At 33.9% G+C, this 16,527-nt stretch carries 19 protein-coding genes; 16 read left to right on the top strand and 3 right to left on the bottom strand.

Translation table 11 applies throughout. The features are described from left to right. The first annotated feature begins 588 nt into the window (after nt 1-588). The 9 genes from rpmH (at nt 589) to QBE53_17270 (ending at nt 7,836) form a co-directional block, all read left to right on the top strand. A complete protein-coding gene (gene rpmH / locus QBE53_17310) occupies nt 589-723 on the top strand; it encodes a 50S ribosomal protein L34 (GenBank protein ID WZL81535.1) in 135 nt (44 codons plus the stop codon). A gap of 166 nt (nt 724-889) precedes the next feature. Further along, nucleotides 890-1,228: a ribonuclease P protein component gene (rnpA, locus tag QBE53_17305; protein WZL81534.1), complete on the top strand. Its 339-nt coding sequence runs from the start codon at nt 890-892 to the stop codon at nt 1,226-1,228. Between the two features lie 118 nt (nt 1,229-1,346). Further along, entirely contained in the window at nt 1,347-1,610 is a 264-nt protein-coding gene (gene yidD / locus QBE53_17300; GenBank protein WZL83337.1) for a membrane protein insertion efficiency factor YidD, read from the top strand. Continuing rightward, complete coding sequence (locus tag QBE53_17295) at nt 1,610-2,605, top strand: YidC/Oxa1 family membrane protein insertase (GenBank protein WZL81533.1); 996 nt, start codon at nt 1,610-1,612, stop codon at nt 2,603-2,605. The genes yidD and QBE53_17295 overlap by 1 nt, the downstream gene beginning before the upstream one ends. A gap of 19 nt (nt 2,606-2,624) precedes the next feature. Continuing rightward, complete coding sequence (jag, locus tag QBE53_17290; GenBank protein WZL81532.1) at nt 2,625-3,254, top strand: RNA-binding cell elongation regulator Jag/EloR; 630 nt, start codon at nt 2,625-2,627, stop codon at nt 3,252-3,254. A 78-nt stretch (nt 3,255-3,332) separates the two neighbouring features. Further along, nucleotides 3,333-4,715 carry a tRNA uridine-5-carboxymethylaminomethyl(34) synthesis GTPase MnmE gene (gene mnmE, locus QBE53_17285; GenBank protein ID WZL81531.1) on the top strand — a complete coding sequence of 461 codons (1,383 nt, stop codon included), beginning with the start codon at nt 3,333-3,335 and terminating at the stop codon, nt 4,713-4,715. A gap of 10 nt (nt 4,716-4,725) precedes the next feature. Further along, nucleotides 4,726-6,630 carry a tRNA uridine-5-carboxymethylaminomethyl(34) synthesis enzyme MnmG gene (gene mnmG, locus QBE53_17280; protein WZL81530.1) on the top strand — a complete coding sequence of 635 codons (1,905 nt, stop codon included), beginning with the start codon at nt 4,726-4,728 and terminating at the stop codon, nt 6,628-6,630. Beyond that, nucleotides 6,631-7,368 (top strand): 16S rRNA (guanine(527)-N(7))-methyltransferase RsmG, encoded by a 738-nt coding sequence (gene rsmG, locus QBE53_17275; protein WZL81529.1) that lies wholly within the window; start codon nt 6,631-6,633, stop codon nt 7,366-7,368. A gap of 15 nt (nt 7,369-7,383) precedes the next feature. Continuing rightward, a complete protein-coding gene (locus QBE53_17270) occupies nt 7,384-7,836 on the top strand; it encodes a GNAT family N-acetyltransferase (GenBank protein WZL81528.1) in 453 nt (150 codons plus the stop codon). An 80-nt stretch (nt 7,837-7,916) separates the two neighbouring features. Here the strand turns inward: QBE53_17270 and QBE53_17265 are convergent, their stop codons facing one another. Continuing rightward, nucleotides 7,917-8,864: a hypothetical protein gene (locus QBE53_17265; protein ID WZL81527.1), complete on the bottom strand. Its 948-nt coding sequence runs from the start codon at nt 8,862-8,864 to the stop codon at nt 7,917-7,919. Between the two features lie 191 nt (nt 8,865-9,055). Between QBE53_17265 and QBE53_17260 the strand changes: the two genes are divergently transcribed. From QBE53_17260 to QBE53_17235, 6 genes are all read left to right on the top strand, one after another. Next, nucleotides 9,056-10,237, top strand: a complete 1,182-nt coding sequence (locus tag QBE53_17260; GenBank protein WZL81526.1) for a sensor histidine kinase — start codon at nt 9,056-9,058, stop codon at nt 10,235-10,237. 10 nt (nt 10,238-10,247) lie between these two features. Then, nucleotides 10,248-10,895 carry a response regulator transcription factor gene (locus QBE53_17255; protein ID WZL81525.1) on the top strand — a complete coding sequence of 216 codons (648 nt, stop codon included), beginning with the start codon at nt 10,248-10,250 and terminating at the stop codon, nt 10,893-10,895. A gap of 199 nt (nt 10,896-11,094) precedes the next feature. Next, nucleotides 11,095-11,862, top strand: a complete 768-nt coding sequence (locus QBE53_17250; GenBank protein ID WZL81524.1) for an AAA family ATPase — start codon at nt 11,095-11,097, stop codon at nt 11,860-11,862. A gap of 2 nt (nt 11,863-11,864) precedes the next feature. Beyond that, nucleotides 11,865-12,740, top strand: coding sequence for a ParB/RepB/Spo0J family partition protein (locus QBE53_17245; GenBank protein WZL81523.1), 876 nt, complete (start codon nt 11,865-11,867; stop codon nt 12,738-12,740). 22 nt (nt 12,741-12,762) lie between these two features. Further along, nucleotides 12,763-13,263 carry a DUF4446 family protein gene (locus tag QBE53_17240; protein ID WZL81522.1) on the top strand — a complete coding sequence of 167 codons (501 nt, stop codon included), beginning with the start codon at nt 12,763-12,765 and terminating at the stop codon, nt 13,261-13,263. A 23-nt stretch (nt 13,264-13,286) separates the two neighbouring features. Beyond that, nucleotides 13,287-14,087: a Cof-type HAD-IIB family hydrolase gene (locus QBE53_17235; protein ID WZL81521.1), complete on the top strand. Its 801-nt coding sequence runs from the start codon at nt 13,287-13,289 to the stop codon at nt 14,085-14,087. Between the two features lie 83 nt (nt 14,088-14,170). On the opposite strand, the gene QBE53_17230 is transcribed toward QBE53_17235, so the two are convergent. Beyond that, the gene (locus QBE53_17230; GenBank protein WZL81520.1) at nt 14,171-14,452 is read right to left on the bottom strand and encodes a metalloregulator ArsR/SmtB family transcription factor; all 282 of its coding nucleotides are present in this window, start codon (nt 14,450-14,452) and stop codon (nt 14,171-14,173) included. Between the two features lie 104 nt (nt 14,453-14,556). Here QBE53_17230 and rsmA point away from each other — a divergent pair, with 104 nt between their 5' ends. Beyond that, complete coding sequence (gene rsmA / locus QBE53_17225; GenBank protein ID WZL81519.1) at nt 14,557-15,429, top strand: 16S rRNA (adenine(1518)-N(6)/adenine(1519)-N(6))-dimethyltransferase RsmA; 873 nt, start codon at nt 14,557-14,559, stop codon at nt 15,427-15,429. Nucleotides 15,430-15,599: 170 nt separating this feature from the next. Here rsmA and QBE53_17220 read toward each other — a convergent pair whose 3' ends face one another. Then, nucleotides 15,600-16,526 (bottom strand): DUF4097 family beta strand repeat-containing protein, encoded by a 927-nt coding sequence (locus tag QBE53_17220; GenBank protein WZL81518.1) that lies wholly within the window; start codon nt 16,524-16,526, stop codon nt 15,600-15,602. Nucleotide 16,527 lies beyond the last annotated feature (1 nt).

Genomic DNA, 16,527 nt, shown 5'->3' with positions numbered 1-16,527 from the left:
TGGATCGACCTCCTTTATTTAATTTCATACATATTTAACCTATGGTATATGATGAGTATAGAACCTATATTACCATTAATGAATGGAAGTTTTCAACAGTTTAATTTTTTACCTGTGGATGAATAGTGTTTATAATAATCAAGGTGAATACTGTTGAAGTTGTGGATAAGTCAAAATAGGCATTATTTATCAACAAATGTGGATTAAAATTGTTGACAGTATTAGAATATCATAAAATCAAGGGATTGTAATAGCTTTTTGAAATTGGATGTGAATAAGAATATTGTAAAAAAGAGGAGCTTATCCACAGAAAAAGGATAACATGTGGATAAGAAAGTACGAACAAGTTATCCACATATAGGCTATAATTCGGCAATATGCTGTGGATAAGAAAATATAAATATATTTAATTTTTTCAAGAATATAAAAAAAGAGTATTTATTTCTTGACGTATAGGGAAGTTTTTATTATAATTGGAATAGTGCTTTTTGAAGCTATATTTGTGAACTTCAAAAATTGATGTACATGTAAGATTTAAATAATCTTGGATTCGATGAATTCGTATAGATTTGTTAAGGAGGTGCCAAAATGAAAAGAACATTTCAACCAAAAAAGCGTCAACGTAGTAAAGAGCATGGTTTTAGAAAAAGAATGAGTTCCGTTGGTGGTAGAAAAGTTTTAGCAAGAAGAAGAGCTAAAGGTAGAAAAGCATTATCAGCATAATGAAAAATGTCTTTAAAAACCAAGAATAAATGGGAAAGTTTATCTATCGTTTGTTTAGATTGACTTTCCCTTTCTACAATTAGGGATTAAGCTGTTAAAACTCTGTATCCAAATTGGGTGAGACTTCGTTTTGATATGCTAATCATCAGGGAAAAGAAGTGTTAATATGAAATTTGTTACTTCACTCAAAAAAACAAGTGAATTTAAAAAAGTATATAATTATCATCGATCAAAGGCGAATCGTCTCTTTATAATGTATATTATGAAAAATGGGTCTACGGAGAGTCGTCTGGGCATATCGGTCAGTAAAAAAGTGGGTAACAGTGTTGTAAGACATCGAATGACCCGCTTAGTTCGTGAGGTTTTTCGCTTAAATCAGCATAAGATGATTAAGGGGTATGATATGATCGTCATCGTTCGCCCATCAGCAAAAGAGCATACATTTCAAGAATTTGAAAGTGGAATTATTCACTTGCTAAAATTAAATAAATTATGGGAAATATAAAAAATATTAAAATAGTATGAAAGCATCATCAATTGATTGTTAAACGATGCATTTTCAGTTATAATAATAGCAGTATGTTAATAATGTATGAATAGATTGAATTAGGAAGATGATAGTGATGGTAAAAGTCTTATATAAGATGATGAAAAACGGATTAAAATCGTTGGCTATTGGATTGGTAAAGTTTTATCGGAAATATATTTCGCCATTAAAGCAGCCAACATGTATATATATACCATCTTGTTCCAGTTACTCTCTTGAGGCATTAGAAAGATATGGATTTATTAAAGGCAGTTATCTGTCTATTCGAAGGATTTTACGCTGCAATCCGTTTGCAAAAGGTGGCTATGATCCTGTACCTTACAAGGAGGAAAAAGAATAATGTTTTCATCGATACAATTTTTTTTGACACAGTCAACAACTCCAATTATAGGGGATATTGCTAGGTTTTTTGGGTTTTTAATGGATGGGATTTACAATTTTTTTGGTAGTAATTTTGGAGTGTATTCTTTAGGATTAAGTATTATCGTCTTTACGATTATTACACGATTATTGATGTTGCCATTGGCATTTAAACAGCAAAAATCCATGAAAGAAATGCAAGTTATCCAACCGGAAATTAAAAAAATACAAGATAAGTATAAAAATAAGAAGGATCAAGAATCTCAACAAAAGATGCAGGCAGAATTATCGGCACTCTATCAACAGCATGGTGTAAACCCTTTTGGTGGATGTTTGCCTTTATTAATTCAAATGCCAATTATCTTTTCTTTATTTAGTGTTTTAAGAAATATTCCTGCATATATTGATAATATTAAAGTGTATTACATTAATATCGCTGATCATATTTTTGAAGTTCCTAATTATGGTGAAAAACTAACATCGATTATGGAAAGCTCTTCCATCATAGTTAAGAATTTTGATGCAACAGTTTTAGATAAAGTAATCGATTTATTATATCAATTTCAAACAGGTACATGGGAAAAATTCTATGAAATCTTCCCATCAATACAAAATCAGGTAGCCACTCAGGTTGTCGAATTAAATAATATCTACTCTATGTTTGGCATTAATCTTGCAGATAAACCAGACATGATGTCTATTGGGGTTTTAATTCCTATTTTGAACGTTGCGGTTCAATTTTTAGTTACACAGACATCCATGGCGCAAAATGCTAAGAAAAATGACGGAGCAAAGACACAGGCGGATCAAACAAATAAGACGATGATGTATACAATGCCTCTTGTTTCAGGCTTTTTTGCCATGACATTACCTGCAGGACTTGGTTTATATTGGTTAGTTGGTAGTTTATTCCAATTAGGACAACAATTAATTATTAATAAGCATGTTCACAATGATACACCAGATAAGAAGTAAATAATGGAGGGAAATGGTTATGAATGTCGTAGAAAAATCGGGCAGAACAGTTGACGATGCGATAACAGAAGCATTGATTGAGTTAGGCGTAACAAGTGATGAAGTAGAAGTAGAAATTTTAGAAAAGGCGCCTTCTGGATTATTTGGATTATTTAGTAGTAAGCAAGCGAGAGTTAAGGTAACTAAAAAGTCGAATTTAGCGGATGTAGCTGCAGAATTTTTAAAAAATGTTTTTCGTGAAATGGAACTTGATGTACAAATTAAGATTGAAGTTGATGAAAAAAATAATATGGATATTGAACTCAGCGGAGAAAATATGGGAGTTCTTATTGGTAAGCGAGGTCAAACGTTAGATTCATTACAATATTTAATTAGTTTGGTCGTAAATAAAGAATCGGACCATTATGTTCGTATTAAGCTAGATACAGAAAATTATCGTGAACGACGTAAGGAAACACTTGAATCCTTAGCCAATAACTTAGCAAATAAAGTAAAAAAGACCGGGCGAAAATTTACCCTAGAGCCTATGAATCCTTATGAACGCAGAATTATTCATTCAACATTACAGAATAATAAATTTGTCGAAACACACAGTGAAGGTGAAGAACCGCATCGTAAGGTTGTTATTATTCCTTCAAAGAAGAAATAACATAAGTCAAAAGCCCAAGCGTGCCTGTTTGGGCTTTTATGCTTTTTAGCGTTTCCGGTCGAATAAAGGAGTGACACTATGTTAAATGATACGATTGCTGCAATTTCAACACCACTATCTTCAGCAGGTATAGGTATTATACGAATATCTGGTAATGATGCTCTTGAAATTATTCAGTCTATTTTCAAACCCAAAAAACAAATAAATTATGACAACATTGTTAGCCACACGCTCAAATATGGACATATAGTTGACCCAGAATATGCGCGTATTTTAGATGAAGTGTTGGTTTCTTTCATGTTAGGTCCAAATACATATACATGTGAAGATATTATAGAAATTAATTGCCATGGAGGTCTGGTGGTTATGCAAAGCATACTCTCGCTGGTACTTCGACGTGGTGCGCGTATAGCAGAACCGGGAGAGTTTACCAAACGTGCATTTTTAAATGGGCGTATAGATTTATCCCAGGCAGAAGCGGTTATGGATATTATTCATTCAAAAACTGAACTGGCCTTAAATGCATCTGTCAAGCAACTTGAGGGTAGTGTAAAAAAAGAAATTGATGAACTGAATGAAGAAGTTTTGTCTTTGATAGCTCACGTGGAAGCGTCAATAGACTATCCGGAATATGATGTGGAAGAGTTAGAATTTTCAAAGGTAAGACAGCAGTGTGAAAACATTCAAGGGCGAATACAAAAACTGATTCAAAGTTATGATCACGGACGTATTGTTCGAGAGGGAATTAAGACAGTTATTGTCGGGCGACCTAACGTTGGAAAATCTTCATTACTAAATGCCTTACTCAAAGAGCAGCGTGCCATTGTAACAGAGATTCCGGGAACAACAAGAGATTCCTTGGAAGAATATATGAATGTCCATGGTATACCCTTAAAATTAATTGATACGGCAGGTATACGCATAACAGATGATATAGTAGAAAAAATTGGAGTAAACAAATCCAAAGACCTTGTAGAGCAAGCGGATTTGGTTTTATATGTCATTGATTCATCACAAGCACTTACCACAGAAGATGATGCGATTATGGATTTGATTCATGATCAAAAAGTCATTATTCTTATGAACAAAAGTGATTTGAACCGACAAGTTAAAAAAGAACATCTAAAAGAACATCTACAGTCAGCGACAGTTATTGAAACCTCTGCAGTTTCATATGAAGGATTGGACCTACTTGAACAAGAAATTAAAGAACAGTTTATGTCGGGACATATTCAATCTAATGATGATACAGTCATTCATAATATTCGTCATAAGCACAGCCTTGAAAAGGCATATCAGAGTGTTGGACAAGTGATTGAATCGATTGATATGGGAATGCCGGAAGACTGTTGGGCAATAGATTTACATAGCATATACGAGTCTTTTGGTGAAGTGACAGGTAATCATGTAACCGAAGATGTGATTTCACAGATATTTAGTCAATTTTGTCTCGGAAAATAAGGAGAAATCAATGAATTATATCGAAAATAGCGTTGATGTCATTGTTATTGGCGGTGGTCATGCCGGGTGTGAAGCAGCGCTTGCTAGTGCACGCTTAGGCATGAAAACAGTTGTCTTTGCAATTAATATTGACAGTATAGCGATGATGCCATGTAACCCTAATATCGGTGGTACATCAAAAGGACACTTAGTGCGTGAGATTGATGCATTAGGTGGTGAAATGGGAAAAAATATTGATAAAACATATATTCAATCTAGGATGCTTAACACGGCCAAAGGTCCAGCAGTACACTCCTTGAGGGCACAGGCAGATAAGCATCGGTATGCACAAACAATGAAACGGACATTAGAAAAGCAGGAAAACCTTTTAATTCGACAAAATGAAGTGACAGAGATATTAGTTGAAAATCAAAAAGTAGTAGGCGTTAAAATTGTGTCAGGGCTAATCTATAAAGCCAAGGCCGTTATTATTGCTACAGGAACTTACTTGAAGGCACGGTGTATCTATGGAGATGTGAGTATATATAGTGGTCCGAATGGATTACAAGCAGCCAATCATTTGACAGCGTCGTTAAAAAATCTTGGCATCGAAATCTATCGTTTTAAAACAGGAACGCCAGCGAGAGTCGATAAAAAAACAGTGGATTTCACGAAGATGGAAGAACAAAAAGGTGATGAAAAGGTAGTGCCATTTTCTTTTACAAACACACCGGAAGATATCTATCGCGATCAAATATCGTGCTGGTTAACGTATACAAATCACCAAACCCATGATATTATACGGGATAATTTAAGCCGTTCTCCATTGTATGGGGGTGAAATCAGCGGAACAGGTCCAAGATATTGTCCGTCAATAGAAGACAAAGTGGTGCGATTTAGTGATAAAGAGCGTCATCAAGTGTTTTTAGAACCAGAAGCGGAAGATACGAATGAGATGTATGTACAGGGGATGTCAAGTTCTTTGCCTGAGGATGTACAAAAGGATATGCTGCGTACGCTACCAGGGCTTGAGAGTGTTGAAATCATGCGTACAGGATATGCGATTGAATATGATTGTATTAATCCTTTGCAATTAAAATCCACCCTTGAATTTAAGATGATTGAAGGCTTGTTTAGTGCAGGACAGTTTAATGGAAGTTCAGGCTATGAAGAAGCTGCAGCCCAGGGACTGGTTGCCGGAATCAATGCTGTTTTACGTATTCAAGGAAAAGAACCAATTGTTATTGATCGATCGGAAGCATATATAGGAGTACTTATTGACGACCTTGTTACCAAAGGAACCAATGAGCCTTACCGTATGATGACATCAAGGGCAGAATATCGATTGTTGTTAAGACAAGACAATGCAGATCTTCGATTAACTGAGACAGGATATAATGTTGGTCTTATTGATGAAGCACGCTATGAAAGTTTTACAAGAAAACGCGAAGCTATCAAAAATGAAATCAATCGTTTAGCTAAAACCATGGTTGGTACCTCCCAAGACGTTCAAGCCTTACTGGATGCGCATAATTCTACGCCTTTACGTTCGGGGATATCATTAAAAGAGCTACTTAAGCGGCCGGAAATGACTTATCAAAGTATCGAATCCATTGATTCGAATCGACCGAATTTATCCTATGATGTAATAGAACAAGTTGAAATCCAAATCAAGTATGAAGGTTATATTAACCGTCAAAAGAAGCAAGTACAGCAGTTTGATAAATTGGAGAAAAAGCTGATTCCAGAAGCAATTGACTATTCAACCATTAAAAGTCTGCGCATTGAAGCTGTGCAAAAACTAAAACAGGTTCAACCAAGATCAGTTGGGCAAGCCTCACGTATATCAGGGGTGTCACCAGCAGATATATCGGTTTTGTTAGTCTATCTAGAACAGTATTATCGACAAAAAAATCGTGAAAAGCAGGAGGGATAAATGGACGGGAAAACAAAGATTATTCAAGAGCTTGAACAACCATTAAAGGCATTAAATATTCAATTGAATGCTAAACAAGAAGAGCAAATTTGTCATTATTATGAAAAATTGAAAGAATGGAATGCCGTAATGAATTTAACGGCAATAGTGGATGAGGTGGATTTTGCTCAAAAGCATGTTGTTGATAGCATAACTTCTGCAAAATTTTACGATTTTTCTAAGATAGATACGGTAATTGATCTTGGGACAGGGGCTGGATTACCTGGTATTCCCCTAAAAATTGTTTTTCCACATCTTCAAATGACTCTAGTGGATTCTTTAAATAAACGTATCAATTTTTTAAATGAACTTATTGATGAACTTGGTCTTGTGGATATCGTTGCAATACATGGACGGGCTGAAGAAGTCGGAAAAGACCCACAGTATCGTGAACAGTTTGACTGCTGTGTATCAAGGGCAGTCAGTCAACTAGCTGTGTTAAGTGAGTATTGTATTCCCTTTGTCAAGGTGGATGGATGTTTTATAGCTTATAAGTCGGTGAATACGGAAGAGGAAATCAAGGACGCTGAATATGCTATTGAGACATTAGGCGCAACGATTCATAAAATAGAAGACATTGATTTATATAGTGGACAGATGCCGCGGCGTTTTGTCTTCATTGACAAAAAGGTCAATACACAAGAACGTTACCCTAGACGGGCGGGTGTTCCACAAAAGAAACCGTTATTAAAATCTTAAACAAGGAGTATACCCATGATTGTTGCACAAATGGTTCACGGATCCAAAGGTTTAGAGATACAATATAAAATACGTGACGAAGTTTTTACCATGGAACAAAATATTCCGATGGAAATAAGTCATGATATAGAAGATTCAAAGTGTTTTCATGTGATTGTATATGATAATACAACGCCCATTGGAACAGGGAGAATTATTCAGCAGACAGACAATTTACTTATTGGACGTATTGCAGTATTAAAGTCACACCGTGGTCAAGGCATCGGAGACTTGATTGTACGTAAACTCGTTTGTTATGGATTTGACCAAGGTACTAAACGTGTTGAAGTACATTCCCAATTACATGCGGTTGATTTTTACAAAAGGATTGGGTTTGAGCAATATGGCAGTGTCTATAAAGAATCTGGCTTAGATCATGTGAGCATGTATATTACAGAGGAAATGTTTAAAAAACCCTGTGATTCCTAAAAAATACATAGATAAAATTATAAGGCTATATGTAGAGCGAATACTACCTCTACATATAGCCTTTTTAGTACATGCTTTTTTTAATCGTGTAAGAAAAGTTCAATGGTATCGCAAGTTGCATACGGATTTTCGATGTGAGGAAAATTCGTTGAGTGTTTAATGGTAGCACATTCAATCGATGGATTAATATGGGTATACTGTCCTTCTAAAGCCTTGATATCATAGTCCCTTTGACTTCCATTAATGATATATAGGCAATGGTCGGATTTATCTAAAATATTACGTAAGTCAAGGTTTAGATAATTACAAATACTTGAGGCATAGGCATAACGTATACGGGAATCTTCATTATGTGCATTATAATAAAATTGTTCAATGTATGGTAAAAGAACTTTATTCATAGGTTTATCACTCACACCAAATTGACGGTTAAACATGAATTGACTATTGAGTAGATTATAAAGTGTTGTACCGATATAAGGTGATTCAAGTAGATATTTTAAAGTATAATTTTTCTTGGATGGGTTCAATGCAATTTTAGCTAAACCAGGTGGGCTAATCATAATACACTTTCGAATAAGGTCATTGGTTTGATGCGAAGCAAACAAAGCAAAAATATGGCTATTACCGGAGGTAATAATATCAACATGGGTTTGGCCAATAACCTCCACAATAAAATCATGAATTAGCTGAACATATAGATAACCTGTGTATGTGATATTTGCTTTTTCAGAAAATCCAAAACCTAACAAATCTAGAGCAAATACCTCATGTTTTTTTGAAAGTTGCTGAATAATACGCTCATATTCGACAGAAGATGCCCCGGAAAAGGTATCATGAATTAAAAGCAGCGGTGAGCCGGAGCCGGTTTGACGATAATGAATAGTCCCAAATTTCCAAGCATAGGTTTTATAATTTTTTTCTTTATGTTGTATTTTTTCTTTGGCATTATTAAACAAACGATTATTGAAGAGATGAATGGAAAAACCAGTTAGTGCTAATGGAATAATCCAATGATTTTTTTTCATGTATTTGACCTCCTAATTATATCAAATGACTTTATATTTATTATGACGTAAAATGATATAAAATACAACCATATAATACATCTTCATTGGATTTATGCAGTTTTATAGGTATGTTGTCCTAGTAGGAAATACTTGTATACACTAGGTATTTAATGCTATAATTAAGTATACTGGACAAAGGATGTAATTCTATGGACAAAAAAATGAATCTTAAAGAAAATAAGCGGCTTGATGAGATTATTGATACAACGATTATTTCTATACAGCAAAGTGGTACAGAGATTAAAGAAATAAGCCATTTTGCAAAAAAAGAATATCAAGAGCTTGAAGATGAATTTTTGAAGCTACGTATTGAGGCAAGTGAGCTTATTGAACGTGTAGAAAAATTGGATCAAGAGTATCGAATCAGTAAATCAAAGTTAATTATTGTAAATAAAAATTATGATAGTTATTCTGAAAAAGATATGAAGAAGATATATGAAAAAACTGATCATTTACGTGTACAACTTGTTCTTGAAAGAGAACGGGAGATGAACATTGTCAAGCGACGTAACGAATTAGAATTGCACTTGAAATCCGTTAGGAATATTGTTGATAAAGCAGATAAATTATCCAATGATTTTGAGCTAGCCCATAACATGTTGCATGGTAGTTTAAAAGATCTTACAGAGCATTTAGGTCAGTATCAAAATGAGCGTTTATTAGGGTATCGTATTATTCATGCACAAGAAGAAGAACGTCAGAGAGTAGCTAGAGAATTACATGATGGGCCAGCACAAAGTTTAAGTAATATTAGTTTTAAAGCAGAAATTTGCTTAAAACTTATTGATAAAGATATTGATAAAGCAAAAATGGAGATGCAGATATTACGTGGTCACATCCATGATACCATTGGTGAAACGCGAGAGTTGATTTATAATTTAAGACCTATGTCGATTGATGATCTAGGTTTAGTACCAACATTGGAACGCTATATTGACAAAGTTGAATCAATTAATAATTTTTCGATTCAACTGAATATTCAATATTTGGATAATCTTCAATCAGAGAATGTACAAAAAATCAACTCTTTGACATTGTTTCGTATTGTCCAAGAATCACTGAATAATATTCAAAAGTATGCAAAAGCAGATGAGGTAATTATTGACTTGATATTTTGTAATCGATATACAGAAATACGTATTACAGATAACGGGTGTGGATTTGATATAAATCAAATCAAAAAAGATCCTTTAACACATACAGGGTTAGGGGTATCGATTATGCAGGAGAGGGTTAATTTATTGGCAGGAAAGTTTGTTCTTTCATCGAAGATGGGTCAAGGAACTTCTATATTTGTAAGATTGCCAGTAGATAATAAGGAGAGAGGTTAGGAGGAATAAAGTGGATAAAATCAGAGTGTTAATTGCCGATGACCATTCCATGATTCGTGAAGGGTTAAAACAGTTAATTGAATTAGAAGATGATATAGAAGTAGTGGCTCAGGCCGGTGATGGTAAGGAAACAATAAAGCAAATTCTTGAAGTAAAACCGGACATTGTATTATTAGATATTAATATGCCGGTGATGAATGGTTTAGAAGTATTAGAAGAATTAAAAAAGATGAAGAGTGATGTTGATGTATTGTTGCTTACCATTCATAATGAAGTCGAGTATTTGTATAGAGCAGTTGAAATCGGCGTCGAAGGATATGTTCTCAAAGATTCAGAATCAGATGTCTTGATTAAAGCCATTCGTTCAATACACAGTGGAGAGTCTTATATTCAGCCCAATATGGCGTCCTTGCTATTTAAAAAGATTAATGGAGAACTTGATTATCAAGTTCGCCATCATAAGCTGACACGACGTGAGACAGAGGTCTTAAAGCTTATTACCCTTGGTTTTTTAAATAAGGAGATTGCTGATGAATTATGTATCAGTGAAAAAACAGTGAAAAATCATGTGTCGAATATTTTTAAGAAGATAGAAGTCTCAGATCGAACACAAGCAGCCGTTTATGCTATTAAGAATAATATTGTAAATATTTATTAATGTTTCACGTGAAACATTAATGGGATTTATACTACACATAAAAACAATAGCAATGTTTCACGTGAAACATTGCTATTGTTTTTATGTGTAATGGTAGTAAGATTTAGGTTAAAACAAGAGTTTGACTTGAAAAGGATAGAAGTAAAAGTATAGTTGTGATATAATAGTTTTTAGTATAAAGTTAGGAGGATTGTATCAAATGGCTAGAATTATATCAATAGTGAATCAAAAAGGTGGAGTCGGAAAAACGACAACAACAATCAATCTTTCAGCTGCCTTAGCAGAAGCGGGGAAGAAAGTCTTAACAATTGATATTGATCCTCAAGGGAATACTACAAGGGGGCTAGGAATAAATAAAGAAACATTAGAGACGACTGTGTACGAAATGCTTCTAAAAGAAAAAAAGATAGAAGAAATAATCCTAGAAAATGTTTTTGACAATTTGGATTTAGTGCCAGCGGATGTTGATTTGGCTGGAGCCGAAGTGGAATTAATTGGTGTTAAGGAAAGTAATTATATCTTAAATTATGAAGTCAATAAGATTAAACATAAGTATGATTTTATTATTATTGATTGTCCTCCGTCGTTAAGTATTTTAACAGTCAATGCGCTTTGTGCATCAGATTCCATATTGGTACCTATTCAATGTGAATATTTTGCATTAGAGGGCTTATCCCAGTTAATGTATACAATCAATTTGGTTCAAAAACGTTTAAATCCAAACTTGGAGATTGAGGGAGTCGTGTTCACCATGTATGATGCCCGAACGAATTTATCACTACAAGTAGTTGAAGAGGTTAAACATGAGTTGCGACATACTAATATATATAAAACAATTATTCCGCGAAATGTTCGTTTAGCAGAGTCGCCGAGCTATGGATTACCTATTACCCAATATGATCCTTCCTCCAAAGGAGCGGTGAGCTATCGACAATTAGCTGATGAAGTCATGGAAAGAGAGGATTAAAAATGGCGAGAAAACGAGGTCTAGGCCAAGGATTATCCGCATTAATAACAGATGATTTAGAAGAAGAAATATCTTCAGAAAATAAAAGGAATATTTCAAAAGTTAAAATTACCCTAATTGAACCCAATCCAAATCAACCAAGAAATCAATTTGATGAAGATGGTTTACATGAATTAGCAGAATCAATAAAGCGATTTGGAGTGTTGCAACCTTTAGTGGTGACAAAGAAAGACAAATTCTATGAAATTATTGCTGGTGAACGTCGCTGGCGTGCAGCAAAACTGGCAAAGTTAAAAGAAGTACCAATTATTATCAAAGAATTTAGTGAAGAAGAAATTGTTGAAGTGGCGTTGATTGAAAACATTCAAAGAGAAAACTTGAATCCTATCGAAGAAGCCATGGCATATCGAAGATTAATGGATGAGCATAAATTAAAGCAGGATGAAATAGCAGAAAAAGTCTCAAAATCACGATCAGCCATAGCCAATTCTCTTCGTTTGCTCCAATTAGATGAGCGAGTTGGAGAAATGTTAGTTGAAGAAAAATTATCGACAGGACATGCTAGAGCACTATTAGCTATAAAAGATCCAAAACAACAGTACGAAATTGCTTTACAAGTGTTTGATAATGAACTTAATGTTCGAGAAACAGAAAGAATAATAAAAAAATTACTAAAGCCAGAAACAGAAATAAAACCTAAGAAAAAAGATTTTATGGATCCAATCATGGCATCGATAGAAAAAAATATAGAAGAAATATTAGGTACAAAAGTTAAAATTCAAAACAAAAAAAATAAAGGTAAAATTGAAATCGAATATTTTTCAAATCAGGAATTAGAAAGAATTGTTGAACTGATTGAACAAATAAGTGTTGAATAATAATTAGATAAGGGGGATACGAATGAGTGATATAATGACCTTTTTTGAAAGTATGCAAGTTGAGATACTCATGATTGTAACAGCGGTTACGCTAATCTTATTTATTCTATTGTTTATTACGATGATTAACTTATCGATTTTTAGAAATAAATATAAAAAATTGAATAAAGGAAAGACAATACAATCCTATGAAGAACATATAATTAAAAACAAATCAGATATTGAGTATTTAAAACAAAATGAAAAGGAATTGTTTAATCATATTGAGCGTATTCAGGAGAAAGCCAAAGATGCATATACCAAAGTATACCTACATCGATATAATGCATTTGAACGTCAAGGTGGCGAGATGAGCTTTGTCTTAGTCATGCTTAATCGATATAATAATGGTGTAATTCTTCATAATTTACATAATAGCGAATACTCATATTTATATTCAAAGAATGTTACGAATGGAATGACAAAAGAAACGTTGACACAGGAAGAAAAAGATGTTCTGTTAAAAGCGATGAAGCAGCAATAAAACATCTATTTTTAGGAGGAAATATGTACAAAATGTTAGTATTGGACTTTGATGACACATTATTGAAAGATGATCTGTCCATTAGTCCTGAAAATATTGAAGCGATAAAAAAAGCAAAAGAGCAAGGGGTTGTTGTACTATTTTGCTCTGGACGTAGTGATGAGTCCATGTTTCAGTATATCGAACAATTGGATATGCACGATGAAGATGAATATTTCATATCATACAACGGTGCAAAAATTGATAGAATTGACCGACAAAATATTTTTCATAAACGTATTGAACAGCCATTGTTAAAGGAATTAGTAAGAATGGGAAAAGACAATGATGTAACAGTTCAACTGTATAATGGAAAGAAAATGATCGTAGAAGAAATTAACGAAGCAGTAAAACTATATACAGATTTAACAAAGAGTGAGCCTTTGGTTAATCAGGATCTTGAAAATTTGGAATATTCAACGAAAGTATTATTCAATTCACAAGATCGAGAATGCTTGGAAGCTATGCAAAGAAAAATTATAGAAGTCTATGGACAAGACGTCAATGTATTTTTCTCAAAACCAAATTATTTAGAAGTCCTTCACAAAGAGGCAAATAAAGGGCTGGGAGTGAAGTATTTAGCACAGAAGCTTGGCATAAAACAAGAAGAGATTATTGCAGTCGGTGATAGTTTTAATGATATATTCATGATTGAATATGCAGGTCTAGGTGTTGCTGTAGCCAATGGAAGAGAAGAAGTCAAAGCTAAAGCAAACTATATCACTGAACATGATAATAATCATCATGCAGTACGTGAAGTTGTTGAAAAATTTATACTAGGGTAGATGGATATCTGTCTTATAGAACATAAAAAATCCCTTATAACCATTGGTTTATGAATGATTATAAGGGATTCTAGCGTATAGGCTTAGATGAGATTAAGAGCACGAATGATTTTTTCAACATTCTTATCAATAACGGTATATTGAACTTCTAAACCATGTCGTTCGCCTTTGATTAATCCAGCTGCTTTTAATTTTGATAAATGCTGAGAGACGGTAGATTGTGGAATATTTAGGCATGATTGCATGTAAGTCACATTACATCCGGCGTTTTCTTTTTCAAGGATTCCGATTAGAATGCAAAGGCGTGCAGGATGCCCTAATAATTTTAGAAGTTCAGATGCTCTTTCAAATTCTTTGATTTCCATGATTTCACCTCATAATTTATATTTGAATATTACAATATCATATTATTGTAATTGTACACCAATCTGAAAAACTTGTAAAGATATTTCCGTAAGAAAGGAGATTTATGGATAGAATATCAAAACCGCAACGCACCAGAGAAATAATTGAAAAAAATGCTTTTTCACTTAAGAAAAAATATGGGCAAAACTTCTTAATTAATCAAAATATTTTGGAGAATATTATAAGTGGGGCAGAATTGGATCCGGAGGATGTTGTTATTGAAATTGGACCGGGTATTGGAAGTTTGACACAATATATTGCAGAACAGGTTGACCAGGTGGTTGCCATTGAAATTGACAAAACACTCATTCCTATTTTGGAAGAAACGCTAGCAGAATATGGGAATGTACATATAATTAATGAAGACATATTAAAGGTTGATCTAAAGGCAATGATTGATCAGCAGTATCCAAATCGGAAAATTAAAATTGTTGCAAATCTTCCGTATTATATTACTACGCCAATTATTATGAAAATCTTCGAAGAACATATTCCGGTGGATTCGATTACGATTATGATTCAAGAAGAAGTTGCTGATCGCATGCAGGCGAGCCCATCTACTAAAGAATATGGAGCGCTTTCGTTAGCCGTTCAATATTATTCTCACCCCAAAGTACTTGTTAAAGTTCCACCAAGTAGCTTTGTTCCACAACCTAAAGTGGGTTCTTCGGTTATTCGCCTAGAAGTAAACGATCACTATAAAAAACAAACGGAAGATGATGAATTCTTATTTAAACTTATTCGTGGAGCATTTCAGCAACGTAGAAAAACGCTTGTAAATACGTTAGCACATCAACCGGGTATTGACATATCAAAAGAGGAAATTCGACAGGCATTGAAAAAAATAGGTGTCTCAGAAAAAATACGTGGGGAAGCGTTATCCTTAGAACAATTTATAGAACTGGCAAAAGAGCTACGAAAAGCAGAAAAATCATGAAATAAATGTATGAATCGAAAAGTTTAATATTTTCGTAATACATTATTCATGATAATGTCATAGAGCCTTGGTATTATAAGAGGGTAAAACTATCCCCCCTTTTATTTTGATAGATATAATTGCTTAGTCCTACTTCGGAAGTAGGACTTTTTTTTGTACAAATATAGGTGTTACTGTATTTTATTGATTTCAATAGAACCTAGATTTGAATAGAACGAATAGTTGCTGCCACTTGAAGTTGTGGTTAGCTTATAATCAGAATTTACAGAGCCAAGATCTGTATCGGCATAGATTACTGTATCTTCATCTAAATTCATGTCAGCCTCAATAGAACCAAGGTCAGCATTTACCTTTAGCATATCTACAGACATAAGTGATAAATCAATATCGCCAAGGTTATTATTGACTTCAAGAAAACCGAGTTGAGATTGGGAGTCAAGAGATATGGAGCCTAAATCACAGAAGATACCTACTTCTTTAATATCTTGGGTGAGAGAAATATCGATATCACCTAAATCAGTAATCAAAATTAATTTATCGGTGTTTTGGTAAATATTGTCATTGGTTAGACGGGTGGTGTCCGAATCAAGTTTTACTTCTTTAAAATGATAATCTTTAGGTATATGCACGTTGATAGTACCTTTGTAATCTTGAGTCATCACTAGATTACGTATAGATAAAGTCGTTGTAACAGATAACTGGTTATTCTTTAATTGGGTATTGAAATTGGTAGTGTAGCGGTTAGTATCAGGCTGTTCGCGAAAATACTCTACAAGAATATCCTCACGCTCTTCTTCAATAAAATGGACATCTTCTACAGACGTTGAAATAAACAGTTGGTCGACTAAATCAAATGTCTCCTGGTCGCTTAGGGTCAAGGTTTCATAATTATCGCTTCGATGGCTTGAAGAGAGTATATCCGGGAAAAAATCAATATCCCAATGATCAGAATAACGCAAAGATGTACTCTGAGAAAAAAGATTGTTGACAGATAAATCATGGCGTTCAATGTAGGAGAGAGCAACGACAACACTAAGCGTTGCCATGAGAAAGAAAAATCCCATTAAATAGCCCATAGTTTTGTTAAAAGATTTCATG

The sequence above is a fragment of the Vallitaleaceae bacterium 9-2 genome (assembly GCA_038396585.1).
Lineage (GTDB): Bacteria > Bacillota > Clostridia > Lachnospirales > Vallitaleaceae > UBA1351.
The sequence above is the reverse complement of the archived record's forward strand: the minus strand, read 5'-3'. Positions and strand labels throughout refer to the sequence as shown.

Bases quoted from the DNA above. Each gene is read 5' to 3' on its own strand.
- mnmG (WZL81530.1), top strand. From the start codon at position 4,726: ATGAATTATATCGAAAATAGCGTTGATGTCATTGTTATTGGCGGTGGT.
- jag (WZL81532.1), top strand. From the start codon at position 2,625: ATGAATGTCGTAGAAAAATCGGGCAGAACAGTTGACGATGCGATAACA.
- rsmA (WZL81519.1), top strand. From the start codon at position 14,557: ATGGATAGAATATCAAAACCGCAACGCACCAGAGAAATAATTGAAAAA.
- rpmH (WZL81535.1), top strand. From the start codon at position 589: ATGAAAAGAACATTTCAACCAAAAAAGCGTCAACGTAGTAAAGAGCAT.
- QBE53_17265 (WZL81527.1), bottom strand. From the start codon at position 8,864: ATGAAAAAAAATCATTGGATTATTCCATTAGCACTAACTGGTTTTTCC.
- QBE53_17245 (WZL81523.1), top strand. From the start codon at position 11,865: ATGGCGAGAAAACGAGGTCTAGGCCAAGGATTATCCGCATTAATAACA.
- QBE53_17270 (WZL81528.1), top strand. From the start codon at position 7,384: ATGATTGTTGCACAAATGGTTCACGGATCCAAAGGTTTAGAGATACAA.
- rsmG (WZL81529.1), top strand. From the start codon at position 6,631: ATGGACGGGAAAACAAAGATTATTCAAGAGCTTGAACAACCATTAAAG.
- QBE53_17260 (WZL81526.1), top strand. From the start codon at position 9,056: ATGGACAAAAAAATGAATCTTAAAGAAAATAAGCGGCTTGATGAGATT.
- QBE53_17230 (WZL81520.1), bottom strand. From the start codon at position 14,452: ATGGAAATCAAAGAATTTGAAAGAGCATCTGAACTTCTAAAATTATTA.
- QBE53_17250 (WZL81524.1), top strand. From the start codon at position 11,095: ATGGCTAGAATTATATCAATAGTGAATCAAAAAGGTGGAGTCGGAAAA.
- yidD (WZL83337.1), top strand. From the start codon at position 1,347: ATGGTAAAAGTCTTATATAAGATGATGAAAAACGGATTAAAATCGTTG.
- QBE53_17235 (WZL81521.1), top strand. From the start codon at position 13,287: ATGTACAAAATGTTAGTATTGGACTTTGATGACACATTATTGAAAGAT.
- QBE53_17240 (WZL81522.1), top strand. From the start codon at position 12,763: ATGAGTGATATAATGACCTTTTTTGAAAGTATGCAAGTTGAGATACTC.
- mnmE (WZL81531.1), top strand. From the start codon at position 3,333: ATGTTAAATGATACGATTGCTGCAATTTCAACACCACTATCTTCAGCA.
- QBE53_17220 (WZL81518.1), bottom strand. From the start codon at position 16,526: ATGAAATCTTTTAACAAAACTATGGGCTATTTAATGGGATTTTTCTTT.
- QBE53_17295 (WZL81533.1), top strand. From the start codon at position 1,610: ATGTTTTCATCGATACAATTTTTTTTGACACAGTCAACAACTCCAATT.
- rnpA (WZL81534.1), top strand. From the start codon at position 890: ATGAAATTTGTTACTTCACTCAAAAAAACAAGTGAATTTAAAAAAGTA.